General features: G+C 51.7%; 25 protein-coding genes and 1 tRNA gene. 21 read left to right on the top strand and 5 right to left on the bottom strand.

From position 1 onward, the window contains the following. Positions 1-76 precede the first annotated feature (76 nt). Positions 77-149 (bottom strand) — tRNA-Phe (locus LWL52_RS15530). Between the two features lie 145 nt (positions 150-294). Between LWL52_RS15530 and LWL52_RS15525 the strand changes: the two genes are divergently transcribed. From LWL52_RS15525 to LWL52_RS15505, 5 genes are all read left to right on the top strand, one after another. Continuing rightward, positions 295-1,689: a 4Fe-4S dicluster domain-containing protein gene (locus tag LWL52_RS15525; RefSeq protein WP_242921496.1), complete on the top strand. Its 1,395-nt coding sequence runs from the start codon at positions 295-297 to the stop codon at positions 1,687-1,689. Between the two features lie 106 nt (positions 1,690-1,795). Next, the gene (locus tag LWL52_RS15520) at positions 1,796-2,614 is read left to right on the top strand and encodes a (Fe-S)-binding protein (protein WP_242921494.1); all 819 of its coding nucleotides are present in this window, start codon (positions 1,796-1,798) and stop codon (positions 2,612-2,614) included. A 158-nt stretch (positions 2,615-2,772) separates the two neighbouring features. Then, on the top strand, positions 2,773-3,255 hold the full coding sequence (locus tag LWL52_RS15515; protein ID WP_242921492.1) for a hypothetical protein: 483 nt from the start codon (positions 2,773-2,775) through the stop codon (positions 3,253-3,255). Between the two features lie 27 nt (positions 3,256-3,282). Then, entirely contained in the window at positions 3,283-5,247 is a 1,965-nt protein-coding gene (locus tag LWL52_RS15510) for a CHU_0125 family OmpA-like outer membrane integrity protein (RefSeq protein ID WP_242921490.1), read from the top strand. Positions 5,248-5,383: 136 nt separating this feature from the next. Further along, entirely contained in the window at positions 5,384-6,244 is an 861-nt protein-coding gene (locus tag LWL52_RS15505; RefSeq protein ID WP_242921488.1) for a hypothetical protein, read from the top strand. Positions 6,245-6,294: 50 nt separating this feature from the next. Here the strand turns inward: LWL52_RS15505 and LWL52_RS15500 are convergent, their stop codons facing one another. Beyond that, the gene (locus LWL52_RS15500) at positions 6,295-6,834 is read right to left on the bottom strand and encodes a hypothetical protein (protein WP_242921486.1); all 540 of its coding nucleotides are present in this window, start codon (positions 6,832-6,834) and stop codon (positions 6,295-6,297) included. A gap of 193 nt (positions 6,835-7,027) precedes the next feature. Here LWL52_RS15500 and LWL52_RS15495 point away from each other — a divergent pair, with 193 nt between their 5' ends. From LWL52_RS15495 to LWL52_RS15475, 5 genes are all read left to right on the top strand, one after another. After that, positions 7,028-8,197: an AIR synthase related protein gene (locus LWL52_RS15495; protein ID WP_242921484.1), complete on the top strand. Its 1,170-nt coding sequence runs from the start codon at positions 7,028-7,030 to the stop codon at positions 8,195-8,197. A gap of 293 nt (positions 8,198-8,490) precedes the next feature. Beyond that, positions 8,491-9,126 (top strand): outer membrane beta-barrel protein, encoded by a 636-nt coding sequence (locus tag LWL52_RS15490; protein ID WP_242921482.1) that lies wholly within the window; start codon positions 8,491-8,493, stop codon positions 9,124-9,126. Positions 9,127-9,203: 77 nt separating this feature from the next. After that, complete coding sequence (locus LWL52_RS15485; protein WP_242921480.1) at positions 9,204-9,881, top strand: hypothetical protein; 678 nt, start codon at positions 9,204-9,206, stop codon at positions 9,879-9,881. 56 nt (positions 9,882-9,937) lie between these two features. Further along, positions 9,938-10,627 (top strand): outer membrane beta-barrel protein, encoded by a 690-nt coding sequence (locus tag LWL52_RS15480; RefSeq protein WP_242921478.1) that lies wholly within the window; start codon positions 9,938-9,940, stop codon positions 10,625-10,627. 78 nt (positions 10,628-10,705) lie between these two features. Further along, positions 10,706-11,458: a proline and serine-rich protein 1 family protein gene (locus tag LWL52_RS15475; RefSeq protein WP_242921476.1), complete on the top strand. Its 753-nt coding sequence runs from the start codon at positions 10,706-10,708 to the stop codon at positions 11,456-11,458. An 848-nt stretch (positions 11,459-12,306) separates the two neighbouring features. Here the strand turns inward: LWL52_RS15475 and LWL52_RS15470 are convergent. Continuing rightward, the gene (locus LWL52_RS15470) at positions 12,307-12,807 is read right to left on the bottom strand and encodes a DUF4293 domain-containing protein (protein WP_242921474.1); all 501 of its coding nucleotides are present in this window, start codon (positions 12,805-12,807) and stop codon (positions 12,307-12,309) included. A 64-nt stretch (positions 12,808-12,871) separates the two neighbouring features. Here LWL52_RS15470 and LWL52_RS15465 point away from each other — a divergent pair, with 64 nt between their 5' ends. From LWL52_RS15465 to LWL52_RS15445, 5 genes are all read left to right on the top strand, one after another. Continuing rightward, positions 12,872-14,071 (top strand): acetyl-CoA C-acyltransferase, encoded by a 1,200-nt coding sequence (locus LWL52_RS15465; RefSeq protein ID WP_242921472.1) that lies wholly within the window; start codon positions 12,872-12,874, stop codon positions 14,069-14,071. Between the two features lie 700 nt (positions 14,072-14,771). After that, the gene (gene truA / locus LWL52_RS15460; protein WP_242921469.1) at positions 14,772-15,521 is read left to right on the top strand and encodes a tRNA pseudouridine(38-40) synthase TruA; all 750 of its coding nucleotides are present in this window, start codon (positions 14,772-14,774) and stop codon (positions 15,519-15,521) included. A 758-nt stretch (positions 15,522-16,279) separates the two neighbouring features. After that, positions 16,280-18,049, top strand: a complete 1,770-nt coding sequence (locus LWL52_RS15455) for an ABC transporter ATP-binding protein (protein WP_242921467.1) — start codon at positions 16,280-16,282, stop codon at positions 18,047-18,049. Continuing rightward, positions 18,046-18,564 (top strand): GyrI-like domain-containing protein, encoded by a 519-nt coding sequence (locus LWL52_RS15450; RefSeq protein ID WP_242921465.1) that lies wholly within the window; start codon positions 18,046-18,048, stop codon positions 18,562-18,564. Before LWL52_RS15455 ends, LWL52_RS15450 begins: the two co-directional genes overlap by 4 nt. Before the next feature lie 97 nt (positions 18,565-18,661). Next, positions 18,662-19,291, top strand: a complete 630-nt coding sequence (locus tag LWL52_RS15445; protein WP_242921464.1) for a TetR/AcrR family transcriptional regulator — start codon at positions 18,662-18,664, stop codon at positions 19,289-19,291. 415 nt (positions 19,292-19,706) lie between these two features. Here the strand turns inward: LWL52_RS15445 and LWL52_RS15440 are convergent, their stop codons facing one another. Together LWL52_RS15440 and LWL52_RS15435 are read right to left on the bottom strand one after the other, a co-directional pair. Then, positions 19,707-20,117: a hypothetical protein gene (locus tag LWL52_RS15440; RefSeq protein ID WP_242921462.1), complete on the bottom strand. Its 411-nt coding sequence runs from the start codon at positions 20,115-20,117 to the stop codon at positions 19,707-19,709. Between the two features lie 138 nt (positions 20,118-20,255). After that, on the bottom strand, positions 20,256-22,040 hold the full coding sequence (locus tag LWL52_RS15435; RefSeq protein WP_242921460.1) for an ABC transporter ATP-binding protein: 1,785 nt from the start codon (positions 22,038-22,040) through the stop codon (positions 20,256-20,258). 179 nt (positions 22,041-22,219) lie between these two features. Here LWL52_RS15435 and LWL52_RS15430 point away from each other — a divergent pair, with 179 nt between their 5' ends. The 6 genes from LWL52_RS15430 (at position 22,220) to yajC (ending at position 26,988) form a co-directional block, all read left to right on the top strand. Beyond that, positions 22,220-23,320 carry a Glu/Leu/Phe/Val family dehydrogenase gene (locus LWL52_RS15430; RefSeq protein WP_242921458.1) on the top strand — a complete coding sequence of 367 codons (1,101 nt, stop codon included), beginning with the start codon at positions 22,220-22,222 and terminating at the stop codon, positions 23,318-23,320. A 193-nt stretch (positions 23,321-23,513) separates the two neighbouring features. Then, positions 23,514-24,686, top strand: a complete 1,173-nt coding sequence (gene nusB, locus LWL52_RS15425; RefSeq protein WP_242921456.1) for a transcription antitermination factor NusB — start codon at positions 23,514-23,516, stop codon at positions 24,684-24,686. 79 nt (positions 24,687-24,765) lie between these two features. Continuing rightward, positions 24,766-25,071, top strand: a complete 306-nt coding sequence (locus LWL52_RS15420; RefSeq protein WP_242921453.1) for a YtxH domain-containing protein — start codon at positions 24,766-24,768, stop codon at positions 25,069-25,071. 3 nt (positions 25,072-25,074) lie between these two features. Beyond that, a complete protein-coding gene (locus LWL52_RS15415; RefSeq protein ID WP_242921451.1) occupies positions 25,075-26,073 on the top strand; it encodes an isocitrate/isopropylmalate dehydrogenase family protein in 999 nt (332 codons plus the stop codon). Between the two features lie 24 nt (positions 26,074-26,097). After that, positions 26,098-26,649 carry a DUF1573 domain-containing protein gene (locus tag LWL52_RS15410; RefSeq protein WP_242921449.1) on the top strand — a complete coding sequence of 184 codons (552 nt, stop codon included), beginning with the start codon at positions 26,098-26,100 and terminating at the stop codon, positions 26,647-26,649. Between the two features lie 33 nt (positions 26,650-26,682). Further along, positions 26,683-26,988 carry a preprotein translocase subunit YajC gene (yajC, locus tag LWL52_RS15405; RefSeq protein WP_242921447.1) on the top strand — a complete coding sequence of 102 codons (306 nt, stop codon included), beginning with the start codon at positions 26,683-26,685 and terminating at the stop codon, positions 26,986-26,988. Position 26,989: the final 1 nt, after the last annotated feature.

The following is a 26,989-nucleotide window of genomic DNA, read 5'->3' as shown; positions in this document are numbered from 1 at the left end:
AACGTATAAACTCGCTGGGCTGAAACGGCATGCCCCAAAAACAAAAAACCCTTGCCGTTTCTGACAAGGGTTTCTGTGGTGATGATTGGAATCGAACCAACGACACAAGGATTTTCAGTCCTTTGCTCTACCAACTGAGCTACATCACCAGCTCTGTTGTTTTCCCTTTCCGTAAGGGTATGCAAAAGTAGCAAAAACTTTTAAGGTGCAAACATTCTCCCGAAAAATATTTTTAAAAACTACCGCTGTTTACCTTTATTCTCATTATTCTACTATCTTTAACTATAAATTGGTATGTATAACGAACATTCTGCTGTGATAGGAATACAGAACATTATCTTTTTGCTGGTTGCTGCGGCGGGCATCGGTCTGTTTGTGTGGCAGGTACGCAAGATCCGCAAGAACGTGCTGCTGGGCCGCGACCTGGAACTGGCCGATAACCCCTCGGAACGCCTGAATAAAATGTTGCTGGTAGCGTTTGGCCAGCAGAAAATGTTTAAGCGCCCGCTACCTGCCGTGCTGCACCTGTTTGTGTACGTGGGCTTCCTGGTGATCAACATCGAGGTGCTGGAGATCCTGATCGACGGCATCTTTGGCACGCACCGCGTGCTGGGCTTTGCCGGCCCGCTGTATAATGCCCTGATGGCTTTTAATGAAATACTGGCTGCGCTGGTGATTGTAGCCTGTGCCATTTTTCTGTGGAGGAGAAATGTATCTAAAGTGCCGCGCCTGGCAAATGGCGTAGAAATGCGTGCCTGGCCTAAAATGGACGCCAACGTGATCCTGATTACGGAGATCGTGCTGATGCTGGCGTTGTTTGCATTCAACATCTCTGATCTGAAACTGGCCCAGCTCACAGGCCGCGAAATGGCCGGCAGCTTCCCGGTAAGTGGAGCGTTTGTAAATTTGTTCGGAAGTGATCCTGCAACGCTGCACACCATCGAGCGCGTGGGCTGGTGGATCCACATCCTGGGCATACTTGCCTTTATGAACTACCTGCCCAGCTCCAAGCACTTCCACATTATCATGGCCTTCCCGAACGTATACTTCTCTAAGCTGCTGCCCAAAGGGAAATTTACGACTAACCCGGCCATCACACACGAAATAAAGGCCATGTTGGACCCCAGCTACCAGCCACCCGCCCCGGAAACAGATGCCGACGGCAACCCCATTGTGCAGCGCTTTGGCGCCAAAGATGTGGAAGACCTGACCTGGAAGCAGCTCATGGACTCCTATACTTGTACCGAGTGCGGCCGCTGTACGTCCGTTTGCCCGGCCAATATCACTGGCAAGCTGCTTTCGCCCCGCAAGATCGTGATGGACACCCGCGACAGGATGGAGGAGAAGGGCGAGCACCCGGCTATTTTCCGCCCCAACCATTACAAAGAGATGGGAGTGGAGCGTGTAACCGTAACCGAGGAGAAAACGCTGCTGCGCGGATATGTAACCCCCGAAGAGCTTTGGGCCTGCACCACCTGCAATGCCTGCGTGGAAGCCTGCCCGGTAAATATCGACCAGCTATCAACCATTATGGACCTGCGGCGCTTCCTGGTGCTGGAGGAGTCGGCGGCTCCGGCCTCGCTCAATGCCATGTTCACCAACATCGAAAACAACGGCGCCCCCTGGGCGTTCCCGGCCTCCGACCGCTTTAACTGGGCCGACGAGCTGTATGTACCTTCAAAAAATTAGACACAAGATTTCAGACACAAGACACAAGATTAAAATAATCTATACACAGCCTGAAAGAAAAGTCCTGTGTCCTAAATCTTGATACTTGTGTCCTTTTAATACTAAGATGGAAGAAAATAAAAGATTAGTGAAAGTGCCGACCATGGCCCAGATGGCAGCCAATGGCGAGGAGCCCGAGATCTTATTCTGGGTGGGTTGTGCCGGCGCTTTCGATGACCGCTATAAGAGAGTAACCCGCGCGTTTGTGCAGATACTGGAGCATGTGGGCGTAAAGTATGCCGTGCTGGGCACCGAAGAGAGCTGCACCGGCGATCCGGCCAAGCGCGCCGGCAACGAGTTTTTGTTCCAGATGCAGGCGCTCACCAATATCGAGGTGCTCAATGCCTACAACGTAAAAAAGATCGTGACGGCCTGTCCCCATTGCTTTAATACTATCAAAAACGAATACCCTGACCTGGGCGGAAACTATGAGGTGATTCACCATTCCACCTTTCTGCAGCAGCTTATAAACGAAGGCAAGGTGCATGTGCAGGGTGGCGAGGCCTTTAAAGGCAAACGCATCACCTACCACGATTCCTGTTACCTGGGCCGTGCCAATGGTATTTATGAGGCGCCGCGCGATGTGCTGGCTGCCCTGGATGCGGACCTGGTGGAGATGAAGCGCAGCCGCGCCAACGGCCTTTGCTGCGGCGCCGGGGGTGCCCAGATGTTTAAAGAGCCCGAGCCCGGCAAAAAAGACATCAACATTGAGCGCACCGAGGAAGCCCTGGCTGCCCTGGGTACCGGCAATGGGGTAATTGCCACAGCATGCCCTTTCTGCATGGTGATGATGAACGATGGGGTAAAGAACAAGGAGCAGGAAGAAAACGTAAAAGTCTTCGATATTGCCGAGTTAATCGCACAGGCAGAAGGGCTTACCAAGTAATATCTACTTGTTGGTTGTTAATTGTTGATGCTTTATGAATTAATTAAGGTATACCTGTTTACCAACTAAAATGTGTAAACAAGTATAGCTTTTCGATATTGCCTTCATCAATAAGATACTTTAAGAAAACAACCAGCAAATAACAACCAACAATCAACATGTATATTCCGTTTGACGAATTGCCACCGCATGCGCGCCTCTGGATTTACCAGGCCGACAGGCCCCTGACAGAAACAGAGCAGGCTACTTTAAAACCTTTGCTGCTGCAGTTTGCAGAAGCTTGGAGCAGCCATGGCAAAGACTTGCAGGCCTCGGCCAGGTTGCTGCATAACCAGTTCCTGGTACTTGCCAACAACGAAAGCGAAACCTCTGCCAGCGGGTGCTCCATCGACAAATCGGTGCATTTTGTGCGGGAACTGGAGCAGCAGTTCCACGTGTCGTTCTTCGACCGCGCCAACCTGGCTTTTTTAAAGGATGGGCAGGTAGAAGTGGTACCCATGCAGGCGCTGAAAGAAAAAGTAGCCGCCGGCGAGATAGACAAGCAAACATTATACTTCGATACCTTAGTGCACCATTACGGAGAGTTGCAGCAAGCCTGGCCCCGGCCGGCCGGCAGCACCTGGCTCTCGCGGTATTTCTGATCCGGCAAAACCTAACCATACTTGTTCATGCACCACATGCCTCTAAAGCCTTTCGCTCCAAAACTTAAAACTGCCGGCTTATTGCTGCTGCTTGTCCTGGTGCTTGCTGCCTGCGGCACGGGCAAATACCTGAGCAAGGGCGATAAGCGGTTTGCGCAGGAGCAGTACGAGCGGGCCATTACCTACTACAAGCAGGCGCTGGCAAAAGACAGCACCTCCGCGGAGATCAACTACCGCATCGCGGAAGCTTACCGCCGCTCTAACCGCATTGCCCAGGCGGCCCCATACTATAAAGCGGCGCTGGATGGCGGCAGCAAGCGGGAGGATACCTACTTTTATTATGGACTGGCCCTGAAGGCAAACGGCGAGTATGAGGAGGCGCTCAACCAATTCCAGGATTATGCCCGCATTGGCAGCAATCCCCAGCTCAAAGCCAACGCTGCCAAAGAAGTGGAGACCTTCGGCAACCTGAACGACATTTTACGCGGCAAGCAGGCTTACGACGTACAGAACCTGCTGGCGCTGAACACCGATGCCTCAGAGTTTGCACCTTATGTGCTTAACAACGAGCTGGTGTTTTCTTCTACCCGCGGCGCCGGCAAAGTATACCTGGGCAATGGCGAAGGCTTTCTCGATATTTTCGCGGCGACGCTCTCCGATTCTACCAAATTAACGGATTCTACGGCTGCCCTGGGCGGCGCGGTGCATAAGTTTGATGGCATAAATGTAGAAGGGCTGCACGACGCGTTGGCCACCTTTGCCAACGACGGCAGCACCATGGTGTTTGCCCGCGGCAACGAAGGCACCAAAAAAGGGCGTCAGAACGTGGATCTCTATATTTCCTTCCACCGCGCCGGCGGCTGGACAGAACCCAAACTCCTGAACATAAACGATCCGCAAGCCTGGGACTCTTCGCCTGCTTTTTCGCCGGATGGTAAAACGCTATACTTCGCCTCCAGTCGCAAAGGCGGGCTGGGCGGCAACGATATCTACAAAGCTACGCTGGATGATAACGGGCGCTTCTCGGCTCCCGAAAACCTGGGTCCAGGTATAAACACGCCGGGCAACGAGAGCTTTGTGTCCGTTGGTCCAGATGGTACGCTATACATTGCCTCCGACGGCTTGCCCGGACTGGGCAACCTGGATTTGTTCCGCGTGGAAAATGGCAAGCCCGTAAACATGGGGCAGCCGGTCAACTCGCCGGGCGACGACTTTGGCATTTTTTTCCAGGACAAGTATAAAGGCTACTTCGCGTCGAACCGTGCAGGCGGCCGCGGGAACGATGACTTGTACCTGCTGCAGAAGTCGGCGCGCAAGCAAGTAAACTTTTTTGTGGATGGTACCCTGTTTCAGCTGCCTGAAGGTGCCCGCCAGCGTGATGCCGTGCCAAGCCACCCCGTGGTGCTGCAGGATGAGCAGGGCAAGCGCCTGCGCGACGTGACCACCGACGCCAGCGGTAAGTTTACGTTTGCCCTCGATACGGCATCTACCTACTTCCTGGTGGCCGAGAAACCCGGCTTCTTTACCGCCCGCCAGCGCATCACCACGGTTGGCAAAATGCCGCCGCAGGACCAGTTGCCAAACGAGGTGAACGAAGTACGCCTGACCGCCACGCTGGTGCTTAATGAGATCGTGAAAGAGAAAGCCATTGTGCTGGAGAACATCTTCTACGATTACGACAAGGCTAATATCCGGCCGGATGCAGCCGTGGAGCTGGACAAACTGGTGCAGGTGCTGCAGGATAATCCGAAGATCACCATTGAACTGAGCTCGCATACCGATGCCCGCGGCTCCGACGCCTACAACCAGGACCTCTCGCAGCGCCGTGCCGAGTCTGCCGTGGAATACATTATTTCCAAAGGCATCGACCGGGCACGTATTACGGCCAAAGGCTACGGCGAGAGCCGTCCGGTCGTGAAAAATGCCAAAACCGAAGAAGAACACCAGCGCAACCGCCGCACCGAATTCAAGGTGGTACGTATACAGGAATAATATCAGTGTAGCGCAAAAGAAGAAGCGGCATCAGGATTACCTGTGCCGCTTCTTTTGTTTAGGCGTAAAGTAAACCCGCTTGCCTTCGGGAGGTGACAGGAAGCAGGGGCTGAGTTGCAACCAAAGCAAGGATTATATGGACAGCAACCATACTTTAAAAGCGCAGAAAACGAACAGCACGGCTATCCTGCTGCTCCTGCTGAGTATTGCTTTTCTTGCCCCTGGTAAGCTTTGCGCGCAAAAAGGGGCCTACACGCCACCAGCCCTGATCATGCCGCTGCACGCGCAAAAAGAAACCCTGCATGCCTCCCTGGGTATAGGCCGCGGGTACGACCTTCATCTTTCGTATGCAGTTAGTAACCACCTGGCCGTATTCGCAACCGGCACGCTCAACAGCGGAAGATCAGGAAGAATAAGCTTATTCGGCGACAAGATCTACTATGATAAAGAAGACTACGGATATACAGGCGGCCTTGGGTATTTCTGGAAGCCAGCTGCCGGTTCTTCTCAGTTGCTTGAAACGTATATCGGGGCAGGGCGATTTCATGTAGACAGCCATCGCTACTATGCAAACCTCACTTCTTTACTCTCCCGCGTCCGCACGGATTACTGGCACCTGTTCTGGCAGTTTAATGCCGGCTGGAGAAGGCAAAACAATGAAATGGCCCTGGCAGCCCGGCTTTCTTATTTAAAGTATAATGACGTATACTATGAGGATGATCTGGCTATGTATAAGCCTAATGTGGTGGAGGGGCTATGGGGCATGAACCTGGACCCTGCCATGAGTTACAGCTATCTGTGGCGTAATTTCAAGTTTAACGGGCAGCTAGGCGTTTCCTTGCCTCTCTTTAAAGTAGCAGTTAAAGAAACCCGCATAACATACTTTTTAGGTGATGAAGTAGCGGCAACGGAAGCGAAGCGACAGCACCTGGGCGTGGTAGGGCTGGGCAGGTTTAGCGTGCAGTATACCTTCGGCCTTAACCGTACAGCAAATTAGCACCTGCACCTGATCAGAAAACAGGTGCAGGTGCCAGCCTCCTTAACAGCTTAGCGCAGCAGATACTTTATGCCCAGGCCAAAGTTGCTGGTGTTCCCGAGGCTGATGGTGGGTGGCGTGTCGGTATTGTCCAGGCGCAGAAACGTGGCGCGGTAGTCGAGGGAGAGGGCGATAGGCGCATTTTTGAAGCTATACTCGATGCCGAAGGTGGCAACGCCCACTGGGTTGATCTTTACCCGTTCTTCGGCCGGATAGTACGTGCGGCTCTTCATCACGCCAACGCCCAGCCCGGCATAAGGCTGCAAGCGCGAAGAAGTTAAAAGCTGCGGCTGCCAGATGTAGCTGAGCGACGTGAGAAAGTAGCGGGAACCATGAAAGATATTGGACTGGGCCTCCAGCGCGGACTCTCTCCCGATAAAATACTTTGCCGAAATACTCACGTCCGCCCCAAGCGGCCCGCCGGCGTAGTAGCGTGCTCCAATAGCCAGTTTATAGGGCGCCGTAGCCGCTGGTTTTACGCTGAGCGAGTCCTGAGCATGCAGGTTAAAGCCGCCAAAGCAGAGCAGCAAAAGCAATAGAATCTTTTTCATCGTTTGTTAAAGGTTAGAGGGTTAATATATAGGGAGAGTTTAATTTTTGAGAAAGCGTTGCATGTTATCAAGAAAAAACCTGGCAGGCAGTTGCGGCTGTTGCGTATAAAGCTATCCGGCAGGCGTATTTTATCCCTTTGTCTGCCACTTATACCAAGCCCTTTCTTAAATTTGTAAGGAAACCACCTGAGTTATGGAAAACAGATACCTGCAACGTGGCGTCTCGGCTTCAAAAGAAGACGTGCACAATGCCATCAAGAACATCGACAAAGGCTTATTCCCAAAAGCATTCTGCAAGATCATCCCGGATGTCCTGACCGGCGACCCGGAATACTGTGCGCTGATGCACGCCGACGGCGCCGGCACCAAGTCGGCACTGGCCTATATGTACTGGAAAGAAACCGGCGACCTGAACGTATGGAAAGGTATTGCACAGGATGCCGTGGTGATGAACACCGACGATTTACTGTGCGTGGGCGCCACCGATAATATCCTGCTCTCTTCTACCATCGGACGCAACAAGCACCTGATTCCCGGCGAGGTGATCGGGGCCATCATCAACGGCACTGAAGAAGTGCTGCAGATGATGCGCGACAACGGCGTGGGCATTTACAGCACCGGTGGCGAAACAGCCGACGTGGGCGATCTGGTGCGCACCATTATTGTAGACAGCACCGTAACTGCCCGCATGCGCCGCAGCGAAGTGATCTCGAACCATACCATACAGCCCGGCGATGTAATTGTGGGGTTTGCCTCTTACGGGCAGGCCACCTACGAGGACGAGTATAACGGCGGCATGGGCAGCAATGGCCTTACCTCGGCCCGCCACGATGTGTTTCATAAATACCTCTCGGCTTCGTACCCGGAGAGCTACGACCCCGAGTTGCCTGTGGACCTGGTATACTCCGGCAACTATAAACTGACGGATGTGGAGCCGGAAACCGGCCTGGAAATGGGCAAGCTGGTGCTTTCGCCTACCCGCACCTATGCGCCCATTGTGATGGAGATACTGAAAGCACACCGCCCGCACATCCACGGCATGGTGCATTGCAGCGGCGGGGCGCAAACCAAAGTGCTCCACTTCACCGACAAGGTACATATCATCAAAGACAACCTGTTCCCGGTGCCGCCACTGTTCCGCATTATTCAGGCGCAAAGCCACACTGACTGGAAAGAGATGTACAAGGTCTTTAACATGGGCCACCGCCTGGAAATTTACCTGCCCGAGGAGTATGCGCAGGACCTGATCGATATTTCTAAATCGTTTGGTGTGGACGCGCAGGTAATAGGTCGCGTAAAGAAGAGCAAAACGAATGAGCTAACCATCCGCAGCCCTTACGGCGAGTTTTACTACGAAGGGTAAGCTTTTATACTACTTGAAAAGGCCACAGGTGCAACAGCGCCTGTGGCCTTTTTATTTTATGCAGCCAATGTTATAAACACCCTGCTACATGACAAAAGCCGGAGCTGTTTTTCTCGCGGGGATGGGGGTTATGCCTGAAAGCCATGCTTTTATACCTGGTTTATGATGTTACAGCAGGAGTATAAAAGGCCTTTTATATACGGGTTTTCTATACAATTTGGGCTAATTAAACCAAAACCGTTTTGAAGGCATGTTAAAGCGGTTTATACATCCTCATGCCTAAGCTGCCTATTATGAAAGCGAACTTTCTTGTTTTAAGTCTTCTATTGATATCTGTATATGGCATGGCCCAGCAGCGTACCGCCCCAGACTCTACTAATAAAAAATTTTATGTAGGCGTGGGAGCAAGTTCCATCGGTTTTAACTTAGAGTATCAGGATGAACCAAAAAGCGGCGATTTTAGGCCCGTAATATCATTACATGGCGGTTATAAACTGAACAAGAGGGTAAGCTTGCAAATCGGGTTCTCCTACGGGAATAATACTGACAAGTATGATTACGTGTATGTAGAAGCGCAAGACAAGCTGATTTATTACAGTGAGATCTCCCAAACGCGGGCCATTGCAATCCCTGTTACCTTAAAGTATGGCTTTCTATATCCTTTCAGGCATTTGCAATTTTACGGAACAACAATTCTTACGCCTATTATCAGCAGCACCAGCCTCAAAAAGACGGAACAGCGCGAGGATGTAACGACGGTTACTTATAACACCAAAGCATCGGGTTTTAACGCTTATCTTACTGCAGGCTTTGGGTTGAATTATACTATAAGTAAGCGGCTCGACATGTATGGCGAGCTGCATTTGCTTCACAGAAGTTTTAACCGGGATTGGCCAAGAAAGACGAGCATCCTTACCCTAGCTCTTTAGCTATCGGCCTCAACTACAATCTTTAATTGATAATCAGTAAACAAAAAGTATAATACTCCTAACCTGTTCCATACTTTATGAAACCCTTTATTCTTTCTGTGCTGTTCGCTTGTTTCTCTTTTTCTGTTTTTGCCCAACATGTACCTGAGCTGGACTCTGCAGAAAGTAAATTTTTTGTTGGGATAGTAGTAAGCAACACCAGCTATCCAATAATGGGAGAGCACAAGTACGAGTTTTTTGGAAGTATTACTCCTTTTGTAAATATAAACTACGGTTACAAGCTTACTAAGAGAGCAACAATCCAACTTGGCATCGGATATGGCGGTAATGAAATGAAAGGAGGTACTATGAGCAGGTACATTTCACCTGATAGTGTATATGACAAAGAAAGTTATCAGCAAATTCGGGCTATAGTTCTTCCTGTTACATTTAAATTCACGCCCTTCAATCCCTACAAGCGTCTGCAGCTTTATGCGAATGCTTCAGTTGCTCCCGTATTTGGCCATATTAAAGCAAGGGCAACAGAAAACTACAAAGGGGAGGTTTCAACGGTTCTGTATGATGAACAGTCCATGACATTTGATTTAGTAGCTACTGCTGGTCTAACACTCAACTATAAAATCAGCAAGAGCTTAACGGGGTATGTAGATGCCATCTTACTCTACAAGAATTTCGACTTCCAAAGGCCTCCCGCACCTGGAAGGTATTTAGAGAATAAATCAGCAGTCATCGGTCTAAACTATAATCTTCATTAATTAAATAAATCATAAAGACCAGCTTGGCAGAAGTATAAGTATAAACAAGCCCTACCATGAAAAAGCTTATACTTCCGCTGCTGCTATTCCTGTTATCCGGATCAGTATTAGCGCAGAAAACGGATGCCGCTAGGGCAGCAAAGCATAAGTTCTATGCAGGTATCGGCCTCACCAGTGTACCGTATCATATCTATTATAAAAATCCCAAGACTTCCGGTTATCTGCCCTCCGACTACTTCGTTCCGTTTGCAGCTAACCTGGGATACCGCTTAACGGAAAAGGCAACATTGCAGGGAGGTGTAGCCTACGGCGGAGATAAAGACCAGGGTAGCTGGCTCCCTGACGGGCAGGATACGCTGGCATATGAGATGGCTTCGCGTACGCGTGTTGTAGCTGTTCCGGTAACCGCACGCATCAACATCCTTAAGCTATACAAGCGCTTTCCGGTGTATGTAACGGGCACGCTGATGCCGGCTTATGGCGTCACTACATTAAAGACCACCCAAACAAGCCATGCAGCCACAACAACCCACCGGGTAAAAGATGCCGGCATGGATGTGTTCTCCACAGCGGGGTTTGGGATTACTTACAGGATAAGCAATTGCATGCAAGGGTATGCCGAAGTGCTGCCTTTTAAGTATAACCTCACCGGGGAAAACTCCCGTGACCTTGACTGGGAACGGTATGCCTCCCAAGCCCGCCAGCTTTATAAGTCGCTGGGTTTTTGGGTGAATTATACTTTGTAAGAAGAAGGCAGCGCAGGGCGCGTTAACTCTGGCACAATAATTGGCTTAGTGGAAGTATAAGGAAAAACCTATACTACGATGAGAAAGCTTCTACTTCCGCTCTTGCTTGTGCTGCTGGCCCTGCCGGTGTTTGCACAAGCGTCTGTCCTGGTTTTAACTGCCGAACGGGGCGAGGCCTTTGTGGCTAAAATTGATGGCAGAACCATGAACCGCACCGCCTCCAACCTGGTGCGCCTCGATAACCTGCGGCCCGGAAAGCATTACGTGCAGCTAAAAGTAAGAAGCCGGCAGGGCGTCTATGAGCTGGGGCAGCAGGTGTTTGTGGCCGCCGGCGTAGAAGCCACCTATGGCATCCGCACCCTGGGCCGAAGCGGAAAAGCCTACCTGCGCCTGCTCAGCGAGCGTGCTTTGCTGCCACCGCCGGTCGTAAGCAGGCCCGTGCCGCGACCTCATTACCCCGATTACCGCGACAGGTACGATGACCGCGATAACGACCGCTACGAACCCGCTCCACCGCGCTACGATAACGACTACTGCCGCAATCTGATGACCGCCCAGGAAGTGGACCGCCTACGCCAGACCATCCGCAGCCGCGACTTCGAGAGCTCCAAACTAAGTATAGCCCGCGACGCCGTGAGCAGGGGCAGCCTACTGGCCGAAGACCTGAAGCGCCTCCTGCAGGAATTCGACCACGAGAGCACCCGCGTGGAGTTTGCCAAATTCGCCTACGAGTACGTCTGCGACAAAGACCACTTCTATTACATCTACGATCTCTTCCGCTTCGATAGCAGCGTGCAGGAACTGGAAAGGTATAGCGGCAACAGAAGGTAACTTCCGGAGTAGAATAAACAGAAACGGCACAGGTTTATACTTGTGCCGTTTCTGTTTTTCCAGTGAGCAGGAGCTGTTTCCTTAGAAATGCTATAGCCTCGGGTCCACCCACCCCTAACCCCTCCTTGACTAAGCAGGGGAGCCGGTAATTGCTGTTGGTGAAGTATAACCATTGTTGTTTTGGCTTCATTAGCTTGCTCACAAGAGATCCTTTCAGGATGACAAAAGGGAAAGAGGGGCTGTTTTACTAAAGACAAGTATAAGCAGCATAGTTTAGGTAAAAACATCCCCCTACCCCCTTCAAAGGGGGACTTCAGCTATTGCTATACTTAGGCTAAGGTTTCATGGCAGCTGCCTTCGCGCGGACAGGTCGCGACCTGTCCCTACAGAGGTTTGCAAAGTATAAACATCAGCTATCGAAACTGATTCCAGTCCTTGGGTTGAGCGCCTTGGTGTGTTGCGGTGCCCGAAGGGCAGCCCGTAGCGCGAGCGAGGAGCAGCTTCACACCACAGCGCGATGCCCGAGGACGAGCCCCCGCGGGCTTGGAGCGCTCCAAAGTATAAGATGAAGCAGGACAAGTATAAGACTGAGGAATTCAGCTGCTACCACGTATAGCTCAAAGTATAAAGGAGAGGAATTCAGCTGCTAGAAATTATAGCCAAAGTATAGCTTAAGGAATAGCGGCATCTACCAAGTATAGCCGGAAGTATAAAGATGAACATCAAACAACCCCTACCAAATACAACCCGCAAGAAACCATCCACTTACTTTACAAAGTAAAAAGCCGCAAATGAAAACAGGCTTCTCCTGTAGCAGAAGAAGCCTGTTTTCGCATTAATAAATAATGCTAGCGTAATCTATCTACCGACCGGACCAGATCCTCATCGCGCTTGATGAAGCGGTTGGCCAGCGCATTGAGCAGCAGGGCCAGCATGGGTAGGTAAAAACCGGCTTCGTACGCGCCGTTGTTGCCTGCCTTAACCATTTCGGCGCCCACATAGGCGGCATAATAGAATGAAGTGCCCAGCAGTGCGGCGATCACCAGGGTGTTAAGCAATCCCAGCTTCATCTGGTTCAGGCGGTTTTTATACTGGAAGATCTCGTAGAGGGCTACCACAGCGGCGGCAATGGCCAGCATCCCGATAATAAAAGCACTTTTTGCAGGCAGGTTACCAGCCGAAACTATGTCGCCCTGTTTGTTGAGGATGTGCGACTTCAGCGTCCAGGCGGTCAGCACCACGGTTTCGTTGGTTGTAGCGTCTGTTTTGGACCAAAGCGGCAGAAACAACATGGCCACCATGGCCAAAGCCAGCAGCAATAGAAATACGGATTGAATTCTTTGTATCATAAAGGGGTTACTTTAACTTGCAAGGAAGTGCAAAATTAGACAAAGACCTGTAAACTAAAAATAGATGAACACAGCTTATGTCGTAGACATACTCCGCACGCCGGTAGGCAAGTTTGGCGGCACCCTCAGCACGGTGCGACCCGATGATATGGCGGCCCTGGTGCTGAAGGAAATCGTAGCCCGTCATCCCAATCTGGACCCGGCGCTGATAGAAGATGTGGTGCTGGGCGCGGCAAACCAGGCCGGCGAAGACAACCGCAACGTGGCCCGTATGGCGCTGCTGCTGGCCGGGCTTCCGCAGGAGATCGGCGGCGTAACCGTAAATCGCTTGTGCGCCTCGGGGCTGCAGGCCATCATCGATGCCTCGCGGGCTATCAGCTGCGGCGATGGCGAAGTATACCTGGCCGGCGGCGTGGAAAGTATGACGCGGGCGCCTTTTGTGATGGCAAAAGCAGAAACCGCTTTTTCACGAACTCCTGAAATTTACGATACCACCATCGGTTGGCGCTTTACCAACGAAAAGCTCTCAAAGCTGCATTACCCTTTTGCCATGGGCGAAACAGCCGAGAACGTAGCAGACCGTTACGGTATTTCACGTGAAACGCAGGATGAGTTTGCCCATAGTTCGCAGCTAAAGTATAAAGCAGCCGCTGAAGCCGGTAAGTTTAAAGAGGAGATTGTGCCTGTGCCTATTCCGCAGCGCAAAGGCGAGGATTTGGTATTCGACACCGACGAGCATCCGCGGTTATCTTCCGTAGAGAAGCTGGCTGCGCTGAACCCTGCCTTTAAAAAAGGCGGCTCGGTAACGGCAGGCAATTCCTCGGGCATCAACGATGGGGCCGCAGCTTCTATTATTGTGAGCGAAGCGGTGCTGAAACGCTTTAACCTGACCCCGATGGCCCGTGTGGTAGCGGCTGCCGTAGCGGGCGTAGACCCGGCCCATATGGGCATGGGACCAGTGCCCGCTACACAGAAAGCGCTGCAACGCGCCGGACTAAGTATAAACGACATCGATCTGTTTGAAGTAAACGAAGCCTTTGCCTCGCAGGCTGTGGCCTGTATGCAGCAGCTAAACCTCGACCCTGCGAAAGTAAACGTGAACGGCGGCTCCATTGCCATCGGGCACCCGCTCGGGGCCAGCGGCACCCGCATCTCGGCCACGCTGCTGCACGAAATGAAGCGCCGCGACAATGTACGATATGGCCTGGCCACTATGTGCGTAGGCGTAGGTCAGGGCGTAGCTGTGATTTATGAAAAGATGTAAGTACTGCTCGTTGCTCCTGAGAGAGGTGAAATTTTGAATGATAAAACGCGGCTGTACAATACTATGTGCAGCCGCGTTTGTTTGCAGATCCAAGTCCAAGTACCCCTAACCCTTCCTTGACTAAGGAGGGGAACATGTTATTACTATTGAGAAAGTATAAGCGGTGTGGGTCAGACCTAATGAGCTTTCTACCAAGATCCTTTTAGGATGACAAAAGGGAAAGAGGTATGGAGAGTAAGTTTATACTTGCGCTGAAATTTTAGCAGCTTAGGTTAGGAGGAAGAAGAACATCCCCCTACCCCCTTCAAAGGGGGACTTGGGTTTAAGCTGCATAGTAAAAAGACAGTAGCTATCGAAAATGATCCCAGTCCTTGCGTTTCGCGCCTTGGTGTGTTGCGGTGCCCGTCAGGGCAGCCCGCTAGGGCAGCTTCACGCCACAGCGCGAAACGCAAGGACGAGGCCCCGCGGGCTTGGAGCGCTCTAAAGCAAGAAATGAAACAAGGCAAGTATAAATCTGAGGAATACAGCTAGCCAACAAGTATAGCTTGGTTGGATTTGCGGCAAGCCACTGTTAAGTATAGCAAGATGAATTCCAGAAAAATAAGGAAAATCATAAAGCAGTGATCAGCCTCACCAAGGCTACAAAGATTTTGCTCAAAGTCTTATACTTCAAATCTACAGTAAACCCTACCTTTGCCCCATGCGGTATTTTTTAGAGATAGCCTACGATGGCACCCGGTTTCATGGGTGGCAGCTGCAGCCCAATGCGCTGGCGGTGCAGCAGGTGTTGGACGATTGCCTGAGCAAGATCCTGCGCCAGCCCGTCAGCTCGACTGGCAGCGGCCGCACCGATACCGGCGTGCATGCCAGCCAGCAGTTCGTGCATTTTGATGTTGCGCAGCCGCTGGAGGAGGAGCAGGTGGTTTTTCGCCTCAACCGCATCCTGCCCAATGATATCGCAGCCTTAAATCTATACCTGGTGCCGGACCAGGCGCACGCCCGTTTCGATGCTGTTTCGCGCACCTATCACTACCACATCAGCCTGGTGAAGAATCCTTTTAAGCGCTATTATGCCTGGTATCATAGCCGGGAACTGGATGTAGCGAAGATGAACGAGGCGGCAGCTATCCTTTTAAAGTATGAGGATTTTACCACGTTCAGCAAAGTAAAAGGCGATACCAAACACTACCGCTGCACGATGTTGGAAGCCGGGTGGCAGCAGCAAGGGGAGGAGCTGGTCTTTACCATTCGGGCGAACCGGTTTTTGCGCGGCATGGTGCGCCTGGTGGTGGGCACGCTGGTAGATGTTGGAAAAGGAAAGCTGACCGTGCCCCAGTTCGAGCAGATCGTTGCCAGCCAGGACCGCAGCCAGGCCAGCGGCGCAGCGCCTTCCGAAGGCTTATACTTGGCTCGGGTAGAGTATCCGGAGCAGCTATTGCCACAAGTTTAGCCCCGGGTCCAACCACCCCTAACCCCTCCTTGTTTAAGGAGGGGAGCCTGTTGTTACTATTGAGGAAGTATAAGCGGTGTTGTTTTGGCTTTATTAGCTTGCTCACAAGATCCTTTCAGGATGACAAAAGGGAAAGAGGCAGGTAGAGTGAGTTTATACTTGAGTAAAGTATATGCAATGTAGATTAAGATAAAAAGGAACATCCCCCTTCAAAGGGGGACTTTGGGCTGCTATACTTATGCTATACTTTCATAGCTAGCGCCATCGCGGACAGGTCGCGACCTGTCCCTACAAGAGGTTCCTCAAGCAAAAGCCTTAGCTATTGAAACAGATCCCAGTCCTTGGGTTGAGCGCCTTGGTGTGTTGCGGTGCCGCGCATGCGGCAGCCCGCAGCGAAGCGAGGAGCAGCTTCACGCCACAGCGCGATGCCAAAGGACGAGCCCCGCGGGCTTGGAGCGCTCCAAAGTATGAAATGAAACAAGGCAAATATAAGAACTAAGCATCAAACTCAAGCCAGCAAGGATAGCAGAAAACAGCATTGAGCATCAAACGGCAGCCAAGTATAGCCTGGTTGAAGTTGCTGCAAGCGGCAGCCAAGTATAGCCAACACATAAAACCGCCTCCCGGCAAATCCTAAAATCCTTTCATCCTGAAAATCCTGCTTCAAAACCATTAACTTTACAATCGGTTAAGAACAGGCGCACGTACTTAAGACTTGTGCGCTTATACTTGTGCCATTTTAAAGCAGAACGACCTCCTTGGAAGATAAACCTAAAAATACAGGTAAAGTATTCGATTCGGATGTGCTCAAACGGCTTTTCACGTTTGTGAAGCCCTATGTCCGGACGTTTTACTTTATCATTGTGCTGACCTTTGCCTCGGCCATACTGGCTGCCGTGCGCCCTTTCCTCATCCAGTATACCGTAGATCACGAGATCCTCAACAACGACTGGGAAGGCCTGAACCGCATGTTCGTTATCCTGAGCGTGTTGTTGGTGGTGCATGCCATTGTGCAATACCTGCACACGTATTTTGCCGGCTGGCTGGGCCAGAATGTGGTGCGCGATATCCGTATCAAGCTCTACCGCCATATCCTGGACCTGCGCCTCAAATTCTTCGACCGCACGCCTATTGGCACGCTCGTGACCCGCAACGTGTCGGATGTGGAAACGCTCTCGGACGTGTTCAGCGAAGGCCTGGCTGCCATGATCGGCGACATCCTGCAGCTGGTCTTTATCCTGGGCTTTATGTTTTACATCGACTGGCAGCTCACGCTGGTAAGCCTTTCCACGTTTCCGCTCATGCTCATCAGTACCTATATTTTCAAGGAGAAGATAAAGGCTACTTTCCAGGAGGTGCGCACGGCCGTGGCGCGGCTTAACTCGTTTGTGCAGGAGCACATCACCGGCATGAGCATCGTGCAGATCTTCAACAACGAAGACCGCGAGATGGACAAGTTCAAGGAAATAAACAAGGAGCATACCCGCGCTAACGTGCGGTCGGTGCTTTACTACTCTATTTATTTCCCGGTGGCCGAGATCATTGGCGCGGCGGGCCTGGGCCTGCTGGTATGGTATGGCGCTTACGGCGTTATCAACGACAAAACCTCGCTGGGCACGCTGATGGCCTTTATACTTTACATCCAGATGTTCTTCCGGCCTATCCGCATGATCGCCGACCGTTTTAACACGCTGCAGCTGGGCGTGGTGAGCACCGAGCGCCTGATGCGCCTGCTCGACAGCCGCGAGATGATTGCCGACAACGGCACCTTTGCACCCAAAAAGCTACAGGGCAATATCAGTTTCCAGAATGTATGGTTTGCCTATAACGACGAGGAATGGGTGCTGCGCGATGTCTCGTTTGAGGTGAAAGCCGGCGAGACGATTGCCTTTGTGGGTGCTACCGGCGCCGGCAAAACCTCCGTCATCAACCTGCTCAACCGTTTCTACGAGATCAACAAAGGGCAGATCCTGGTAGATGGCCACGACCTGAAGGAGTATGACCTGAGCGTGCTGCGCCACCACATTGGCGTGGTGCTGCAGGATGTGTTCCTCTTTTCCGGAAGTATAGCCGACAACATCAGCCTGGGCAACAAAGCTATTACCGAAGAGCAGATGTGGCGGGCCGCCGACCTGGTGGGCGCCCGTCGGTTTATTGAGCGCCTGCCCGGCGGCCTGCATTACCAGGTAATGGAGCGCGGCGCCACGCTGTCGGTAGGGCAGCGGCAGCTCATCTCGTTTGTGCGGGCCATGGTCTACAACCCCGAGATCATCATCTTAGACGAGGCCACCTCCAGCGTAGACTCCGAAACCGAAGAGCTCATCCAGTACGCCATCGACCAGCTGATGCACGGCCGTACCTCCGTGGTGATCGCCCACCGCCTCTCCACCATCCAGAAAGCCGATAAGATTATTGTGATGGACCGGGGCGAGATAAAAGAAGTAGGCAACCACGACCAGTTGCTGCAGCACAACGGCTACTATGCGCAGCTCTATCACATGCAGTACAAGAACATGATCGACTTATGAAAAAACTTTTATACGGAATTGCGGCCCTGGCCATTATTTTACTTGTCGTTTATACCTTTATCGGGGGTTTTGCAGCGCCCGAAGTGCGCCTGGCCACCTCCCAAACCAGGTATGTGGCGGGGCAGCCGTTTGAGGGTTCTATCAAAGACGAGGCGCTGGGCAAAGCCTTCCGGCGGGCCGGCGAACTGGTGGAAAGCAAGAAATTGGCCGGCACGCCGGGCAGCATTTACTACAACGACCCCGAGCATAGCGGCGACAGCCTGAAAGCCTTTATCGGCGTGCTGGTAACAGATACAAGTATAACGCTGCCACAGGGCTACACGCTGCGCACAGTGCCGGGCGGCCGCAAAGTAGTGCGCGCCGAGGCAACCGCCAACGTGGCCATACTTCCTAAAAAGCTATATGGTGCAGTTTTCGACTATGCCAAGGAGCATAAGCTGAAGCTGGAAGAATTCTACGTGGAGTGGTTCCCTGCCCAGGACAGGGGCGTGGTAGAGGTGCCGGTAAAAGAGTAATCTATCCGTGGACTGGCGTTGTTTTAAAGTATAGATTTATTTTTATATTTGGGAGAAAGGCAGCTCCTGTTCTTTCCTATTCCAGATCAGCAGCAACGTGGGCACAAAAGCAGAGGCGAAAAAAGAACGCATTTTAGAGGCCGCCAAAACGGTATTCGGCAAACTAGGCTACAGCAAAGCCACCCTCGACGATATTGCTGCTGCCATAGGCCTGAAAAAGCCTACGCTCTACTACTATTATAAAAACAAGGAACTGCTCTTTATCGAGGCCTTCTCGCAGGAGTGGAAAGAAAGCCTCTCGCGCATCAAGCGCATTGCCGAGCAGGAGCCTAACCCGCACCGGCGCCTGCAGCGCTACATCCAGTCCTCGCTGCGCTATTATCAGGAGATCGTTACCCAGCACACCATATCCATCCGCGTCCTGATCGAGACGCGGGTTACGTTTCAGGAGCTGTTCCGGGAATCGCGGGCCAAGGAGGCGAATTTTTATACTTCGGTGATAAAAGAAGGGATTACCAGCGGCGTGTTTGTGCCCTGCGAGGCCGAACGGGTCGGTTACTCGATGATGGTGGTAAAAGACCTGATCCAGTTCGAGGAGTTCCAGCGGGCCGATTTCCACAAGTTGGCGACCATCGACTTTGAAAAGATCGAGCGGGACGTGCTCTTTACCATCAACCTTATTCTGAACGGCATCAGCAACAAGGGTGATGGGGTTGTTAATTGTTAGATGGTTGGATTGTTAAATTGTTGGTTGCTACTTGTTGCCTGGCTTGCTTTTGAGGGACAGCCTTTTATAGTAAGGATGAGGTATAAACCGGAAGCCGTTAGCGTTCTTCCGAATTAGTCCTTTCTGGCGCAAGCGTCCGCTTGTGCCCATACCTTTCAAGTCTTTCTTCCTGAATTTAGCCTAAAGTTGCGAATGCATCCAGCACGGTAGGCACAAGCGGACGCTTGCGCCAGGGTAACAGAATAGAGGGAAGCTCAAAACGCAAAACGCAGAACAGCCTCAAAGTATAAAAAGCAGGCGGGGTAGTTTCTATATAAGAAGCTACCCCGCCTGCTTTTGGTTTCTTTTCCAGTACAGGAGAAGTTATGCTACCACAGCTAAACCATCCTGCAATCAGTAACCCACAACCAACCTACTATTCGGCTGCTTTGATCTGCTCCAGTTTGGCTTTTAGCGCCTCCAGGTCGGGCTCATGGCCCTGGGCCACTTCGGCGGCATCGAGCTCCTGCAGCATGCTCTGCATTTGCTTCAGGTAAGCGGATTTGTCTTTTTTAAGGCAGCCTTTCTGGTGGTCGGGGCAGGAGCCATTTTCGCTCATGGGCTTAAACATGCTGCCTTCGCCGTAAATGAGCCACTGCGGGTTCAGGTCGTGGAAGTGCTGCAGGATCGCTACCAGGTCGTCGAGCAGGTAATTCTGGCCCGAGATGATGCAGTTCAGGACCTTGCCGTCGCTCCCGGTCAGGGATTTCAGCTGCTCTGTATCCAGTTCTTTCAGGTTGGTATAAAACCTGAACCTTTTACCAATTTGCTGTAAGTCAATGGCCATACGCAGTGAAATTTAGGGGTTAAAAAATTAGCTATACGTAGATATAACATATTCTGCCCTAAAAAATTCCTGCTCTCCCTGATTACGTGTCAGCCGCGCTGCCAAACGGGTCGCCATACCTGTTCTGCAGGGTAAAGATCATTCCGAATCCTCGGCCTGCAGCTGGCGCTCATAGAGCACTTTGTACAGCCCATCCTCGTTGATCAGCTCCTCGTGGGTGCCATGCTGTACAATCTCGCCATCGTCCAGGACCAGGATCCTGTCGGCCAGTTTTACCGACGACACACGGTGCGAGATAATAATGGAAGTGCGGTTGGCCATGATGCGGCGCAGGCTGTTGAGGATGGCATTCTCCGTTTTGGTATCCACCGCCGAAAGCGAATCATCCAGGATAAGTATACTTGGTTCGCGCACCAGCGCCCGCGCAATGGAGACGCGCTGTTTCTGGCCACCCGATAAGGTAATGCCACGCTCGCCCAGCTTGGTGTCGAACTGCTCGGGAAAGCGCATGATGTTTTCGAAAACGTCGGCATCTTTAGCCGACTGCACCATTTGCTCCTCGGTTATACTAGGCAGCCCGAAGCCGATGTTGTTGCGGATAGAGTCAGAGAACAAAAACACGTCCTGCGGCACATACCCGATCTGGCTGCGCAGGTTGCGGATGTTATAGTCGCGCACATCCACGCTATCGATCAGGATGCGGCCGCCGGTGGCATCATACATGCGCGGCAGCAGGGCGGCAATGGTGCTCTTGCCCGAGCCGGTATTGCCGATCACGGCCAGCGTTTCGCCGTGCCGGATGCTGAACGACACCTGCTTGAGGGCATGGATATGGGTATCAGGATACACAAAGTCCACGTTTTCGAATACAATATCGCCTTCAATGGGCTTGCTGATGTTCTGGCGCGAGATGATGTCGTTTTCGGTGTGCAGAAACTCGTTGATACGCTCCTGCGAGGCCGCTGCCCGCTGCACCAGACTGGCCGTCCAGCCCAGCGAGGTAACCGGCCAGGTAAGCATGTTCACATAGATAATGAACTCAGCAATATTACCCGTGGTAATGCTGCCGTTAATTACCTCCTGTCCGCCAATGTAAATGGTGATGATGGTGCTCAGGCCCACCATGAACAGCACCAGCGGGAAGAACAGCGAGTTGACAAAGTTGAGCTCCAGCGACTTGTCTTTATACGTGTTGCTGGCCACGGTAAAGTTGTGGTGCGAGTCGTCTTCGCGCACAAACGATTTGAGCACGCGAATGCCTGAAAAGGCTTCCTGCACAAAGGTTGTAATCCCCGAAAGGCTGCGCTGGATCTCGTCGGATTTGCGCTGGATGATGTTATTGACGTAATAAATACTGATGGCCAGTATAGGAAGCGGCAGCAGGGTATACAACGTGAGCTTCACGTTTACGGCCAGCATGTAGGGGATCACCATCACAAAAAGCACCACCAGGTTGATGCCATACATAATGGCCGGTCCCAGGTACATGCGCACGCGGCTCACGTCCTCGGAGATGCGCGCCATCAGGTCGCCGGTGTTGTTTTTGCGGTAAAAGCTAAGCGGCAGGCTCTGGTAATGGGCGTAAATATCGTTCTTCAGGTCGTTCTCGATCAGGCGGCTCATCACGATCAGGGTCTGGCGCACCAGAAACAGGAACACGCCGCGCAGCAGCGCCATCAGCAGGATCACCACCCCGTATACCAGGATGCTTTTTCCGAAAATATCATACACCAGTTCCTGCTGGTGCATGCCCTCATATAAACTGTGCAGGCCGATCCCTTCTTTTATCAGGTTAAAAGAATGGCGCACGATCTGGGCGGGCAGAATCTGAAAAATGTTGGAAATAATGGTAAACACAATGCCCCACAGGAGCCTGTACTTATACCGGAGCAGATATTTGTTGAGGTGGCGTAGCGATTTCACAGTAAATACTTACAGCTTCACAAGCTTTTATGTTGAGTTGGAGCGCACAAATTGAATTAATGAAAAAAAGAATTAATTTTGCAGCGCGAAACGGGAGGGGTGTGTTAGTCCTCACTCATTTTAAAAATAGCATAACACTTACATCACAAAGATAGAATAACACTTAACCAATTTCATAGATGGTCGAAATTAAAGAAGTAGAAGTGAAGAAAGACAAGTCGGTCTTTGATCAGATATCAGAACACAATCACGAGAAAGTTGTTTTCTGCCACGACAAAGAAACCGGTCTGAAAGCCATCATCGGCATTCACAACACCGTTCTTGGCCCAGCCCTGGGGGGTACCCGCATGTGGTCGTATGCCTCAGAAGCTGAAGCACTGGACGATGTATTGCGTCTTTCCAGAGGGATGACCTACAAAGCTGCTATCTCCGGCCTTAACCTGGGCGGTGGAAAGGCAGTAATTATCGGCGACGCCAAAAAAGATAAGAACGAAGCCCTGCTGCGCAAGTATGGCCGCTTTATCAAGAACCTGAACGGCGCTTATATTACAGCTGAGGACGTAGGCACCACGACCAAAGACATGGAATTCATCCACATGGAAACCGAGCACGTAGCCGGTTTGCCGGAGTCCATGGGTGGCAGCGGCGACCCTTCGCCGGTGACAGCCTACGGTACTTACATGGGCATGAAAGCCGCCGCTAAAAAAGCGTTCGGAACTGACTCGCTGGCAGGCAAGAAAATATCGGTACAGGGCGTGGGCCACGTGGGCGGCTACCTGGTAGAGCTGCTGGCTAAAGAGAATGCTCAGATCTTTATCACCGACATTTATGAGGACCGCCTGAAAGAAGTGTCGGCCAAGTATAATGCAAAGGTGGTGGGCATGGAAGAGATCTACGACCTGGATGTAGACATTTATTCGCCTTGCGCCCTGGGCGGCACTATCAACAACGATACGCTGGGCCGCCTGAAGTGCCAGGTAATTGCCGGTAGCGCCAACAACCAGTTGCGCGACGAAACCGTGCACGGGCCGGCGCTTATTCAGCGTGGCATCTACTATGCGCCTGACTTTTTGATAAACGCTGGTGGTTTGATTAACGTGTACTCGGAGCTGGTGGGCTACAACCGCGAAAGCGCCTATGCCCAGACCGAGCGTATCTACGGCTATACGCTGGATATATTTGAGCTGGCCGAGAAAGAAGGCATTTATACGCAGCTGGCTGCTACTAAAATGGCCGAAAAACGAATTGAAAGTATCGGAAAAGTACGTGCAACGTATTAATTAACCGTTACCTTTGCTGATAATTAGTAAAAGTGCTGCATTAACCTGTGGCACTTTTGCTTTATCCCGGGCCCGCCCGCGGAACTATCAGCGGCCTTTCAGGCATTCTGAAGTATAAGAACCTTAGTGCCGGCGCCGCTGGTGCCTACAGAGTAACATTACAAAACCACAATACGCTCTTTAAAATAAGAATATGCTCAACCGCAGAACACTACGAATCAAGGCCATGCAAGCCATTTATGCCTACATGCAAGCCGAAAGTTCAGATTATCTGCTGGCGTTAGACCAGATCAGCGACGATTTTGCTCCCGACCTCAATTCCATGGAGGTGCAGGATAAAAAAATGCTGGAAGGCCGCAAGCAGATCGCTTCCATCCTGTTCAAGGAATGGTACGAAACGCGCCAGTTTGAAACCGAAGAAACCGATAAGGCGATAATCAATGCGGTAAACAGAGCGGTTGTATTCTATCAGAACCTCCTCAAAAAAGACTACCAGCTATACTTTAACCAGATGATGACCGCCGTAGAGCGCATCTACGACCATTACCTGGGCACACTGCAGATACTGGAGGTGCTCACAAGCCTGATAGCCGAAGAAGAAGAGAAAAAGGAGAAACGTTTTACCGTGGCCAAAGGCCCTGACGTAAAACGCTTTCTGAACAATACCGTTGTGCAGCGCTTGTTACAGAATAAATCCTACCAGCAGCACATCATCCGCCGCAACATCAGCTGGGGTTCCGATATCAGCGAGATCCGGGCTGTTTACAAGAACGTGCTCAAGCAGGATGAGGCCTTCCTGGCCTACCTGGCACTGCCTGCACCTACCCCCGAAGAGGACTTTGAGATAGTGAAACATATTTTTAAAAACATTATCTTTAAAGAAAAAAACTTACAATCTTTGTTTGAAGAGCAGGATCTGAACTGGGTAGAGAACAAGGCAATTGTAAAGAGCCTGGTAAACAAGACCATTAAGATCTTTGGGGAGGAAGTGGAGGAAAACCAAACCCTGCTGGATTTGTCGGCTAACTGGGAGGATGACAAGGCTTTCTTTGAAGAGCTTTACCACCAGACCATCAAAGAAGATGAAAAATACGAAGCCTTAGTGGCTGCCAGTGTCACCAACTGGGACGTAGAGCGCGTGGCCCTGCTCGACAAGATCATACTTAAGATGGCCCTTTGCGAAATGCACATCTTCCGCAGCATACCTGTAAAAGTTACCATCAACGAGTATATCGAAATTTCCAAGCTTTACAGCACGCCTAAAAGCAAGCAGTTCATTAATGGCGTACTGGATAAGATGGCGCAGGAGCTTGCCACCACTGGCGACATCCGCAAATCGGGCCGTGGACTGATCGATAACAAGTAAGGCGCCGCCGGAAGCGGCCGGCAGGGGAAAAACCCCGTAAAAGGGAAAAAATTGTACCCGACATATTTGTATAAAAACTATGAGTAAGAAGACGACCAATGCCCTGTTGCTGGTAACGGGCGCGGCCATAGGGGCTGCCGCCGGTATCCTGTTTGCACCTGAAAAAGGAAGAGAAACCCGTAACTGGCTGAGCTACCGCCTGGAGAAGTACCGGGATACGCTTTCGGACCTTATCGAACAACTGATGGCGGATCGCGATGGCACTTTGTCATCGGCCAGAACCGAAGGCCAGCGGGTGATCCAGGATGCAAAAGACAAAGCAGAGAAACTCTTGGGCGATGTAGATTCGCTGATTAACGAGATAAACAGCCGGAAAGAAATTTAACACATGAAACAAGTTACCCTTATTCCCGGCGACGGGATAGGTCCTGAAATTACAGAAGCCGTGAAAGCGGTGTTTGCCGCTGCCAAAGTACCCGTAAGCTGGGAAGTAGAGAATGCTGGCCAAACGACGTTTGATGCCATGGGCGAGCTGATCCCGGCCACGCTGATCGCCTCGCTTGAAAAGAACAAAGTGGCGCTGAAAGGCCCCATCACCACGCCGGTAGGCAAAGGCTTTAAAAGTATAAATGTGCAGCTGCGCCAGATGTTTGACCTTTACTCAAACGTGCGGCCGGTTAAATCAACAAAAGGCGTGAGCACGCGCTTCGATAACGTAAACCTGGTGCTTTTCCGCGAAAACACCGAAGGCCTGTACGCCGGCCTGGAAATGTGGGACGAGCGTCTGCAGATCTCCGATTCGGTTGCCCGCATTACGCGCACCGGTTGCGAAAACATTATCCGCGCTGCTTTTGAGTATGCCAGCAAGCACGGGTGCAATAAAGTGACGGCCGCGCACAAAGCCAATATCCTCAAAAGCGCCGGTGCCCTGTTCCTGAGCATCTTTAACGAGATCGCCAAAGAGTACCCGCACATCCAGACCGATGAAAAGATCATTGATAACATGTGCATGCAGCTGGTGGTAAAGCCCGAGCAGTTTGATGTGATCGTAACCACCAACCTGTTTGGCGATATCCTCTCGGACCTGTGCGCAGGGCTGGTAGGTGGCCTGGGTGTAGTGGCCGGCGCTAACATTGGGGCCGACATGGCGATCTTTGAGGCAGTGCACGGCTCAGCCCCGGATATTGCCGGCAAAGGCATCGCTAACCCAACGGCCCTGTTGCGCTCGGCCATCATGATGCTCCACCACCTGGAGCTTAAGGACGAGGCAAACCGCATCGACGCAGCTCTGGAAGCAACCCTGGCAAATAAGCAGGAGTGCACCGGCGACCTGGGTGGCCCAGCCGGCACCATGGCCTTTGCGCAGAACATCATCTCAAAATTGTAAACCTTATAACCAAGCGTGTCAGATATGAAAAAACACCTGATTTTGGTTGCAGGCTTTGCCGCAACAATGTTTATGGCCAGCTGCGACAGCAACAAGGCCGGCAACGATACGGTAGCCGCCGAAGCCAATACCTCTACAACGCAGGCGCAGCCGGTTGATAACCCGAATGTGGTCTCTTCGGAGGCAACAGCCGCTACAACGCCGGCATCTTCCGAAAACGCGCCTATCATTACGTTCGAGGAAAACGAGTTTGATTTCGGCACCATCAAGCAGGGGCAGGTAGTAGAGCACGTGTTCTCGTTTACCAACACCGGCAAAACGCCCCTCATTATCGAGAACGCGTCTGCTTCGTGTGGTTGTACCGTGCCCGAGCCGCCAACCGAGCCGATTGCTCCCGGCCAGAAGAGCTCCATCAGCGTGAAGTTTAACAGCGCCGGCAAAATGGGCCAGCAAATGCCTACCGTTACCATCCGGGCCAACACAGAGCCTAACCTGACCAAGATCTCCATGAAAGGAACCGTGGAATCAGGTGGTGTGCCCACAGCCGGACCCGAAGGACCCGTAAGACAAAATTAAGCAATACGCTATCAGCGGATACAAAACACACACATGCAAACTATATTTCTCCAAGCCGCAGCCGGCGGTGGCGTTCTGCCACAGGTATTAATGTTCGGTGCCATCATTCTGGTATTTTACTTTTTCATGATCAGGCCACAGCAGAAAAAAGTGCGTGACCAGAAAAAATTCAGGGAAGAGCTAGTGAAAGGAATGAATGTGGTAACGATCGGGGGCCTGCACGGCAAGCTGCTGGCGATCGAAGACGAAACAGTCGCAATAGAAGTAGACAAAGGCGTACGCCTGGTGTTCGACAAAGCTTCTATCTCGATGGAGGCTACCGCCAGAGTAAATAAATAAC

The sequence above is a fragment of the Pontibacter liquoris genome, from assembly GCF_022758235.1.
Classification (GTDB): Bacteria; Bacteroidota; Bacteroidia; order Cytophagales; family Hymenobacteraceae; genus Pontibacter; species Pontibacter liquoris.
This window is presented reverse-complemented; position numbering and strand designations above follow the sequence as displayed.